We start from the raw sequence: 1,071 nt of genomic DNA, 5'->3' as shown, positions 1-1,071 counted from the left end.
CCACAAGTCATCCCAATCTATTGCAACAGATGCGGGTTCGGTCCTCCAGTTGGTGTTACCCAACCTTCAACCTGCTCATGGCTAGATCACTCGGTTTCGGGTCTAATGCAACAAACTAAATCGCCCTCTTCAGACTCGCTTTCGCTTCGCCTACACCTACCGGCTTAAGCTTGCTTGTTACACTAAGTCGTTGACCCATTATACAAAAGGTACGCCGTCACCCTTGCGGGCTCCGACTGTTTGTAGGCATCCGGTTTCAGGTTCTATTTCACTCCCCTTGTCGGGGTGCTTTTCACCTTTCCCTCACGGTACTTGTTCGCTATCGGTCATGCACGAGTACTTAGGCTTGGAGAGTGGTCTCCCCATGTTCAGACAGGATTTCTCGTGTCCCGCCCTACTCTAGGACAATCATGCTATCTACGCGTACGGGGCTGTCACCCGCTACGGCCAAACTTTCCAGATTGTTCCGCTTTAAACACAATTGCCACTGGCCTGGTCCGCGTTCGCTCGCCACTACTTGCGGAGTCTCGGTTGATGTCCTTTCCTGCAGGTACTTAGATGTTTCAGTTCCCTGCGTTCGCTTCTTACACCCTATTTTATTCAGGTGCAGATACCTTATCACAATGCTTAGAAACCTAAGCCGTACCGAAGCACAACTTAGATTTTCTAAGCATTTAAGGTGGGTTGCCCCATTCGGAGATCCATGGATCAAAGCTTATTCGCAGCTCCCCACGGCTTTTCGCAGCGTATCACGTCCTTCATCGCCTGTGCATGCCAAGGCATCCACCAAATGCCCTTACGACACTTAATCGTTCTCATTGCCAATGCTCATCTTTAGTTGGATTTGGCAAACCTTGTCCCGTCGGCTTCGCCGCGGGGGTGCCAAATCTGGCCATACGGCCAGCTCCAACAATCTGGTTACCTTTTACAACCAGATCATTCAGATGCCATCGACGTGTTCGATCCGGTCCCTTTATTGGAGCTACGCCGAGCAGCTCGCTTGGGCCGGATCTTTAAGACCAGCTTCTCGAGATTAAATCCGGTACCGCGCGGTCAGGCAACGGTAATCAG

Annotated in this window: 1 rRNA gene; it reads right to left on the bottom strand. The window is 51.3% G+C overall.

From position 1 onward, the window contains the following. A 23S ribosomal RNA gene (locus IB248_RS30865) occupies positions 1 to 811 on the bottom strand; the annotation flags it as partial. Positions 812 to 1,071: the final 260 nt, after the last annotated feature.

This window comes from Rhizobium sp. RHZ01 (genome assembly GCF_014851595.1).
GTDB lineage: Bacteria > Pseudomonadota > Alphaproteobacteria > Rhizobiales > Rhizobiaceae > Rhizobium > Rhizobium altiplani.
This window is presented reverse-complemented; position numbering and strand designations above follow the sequence as displayed.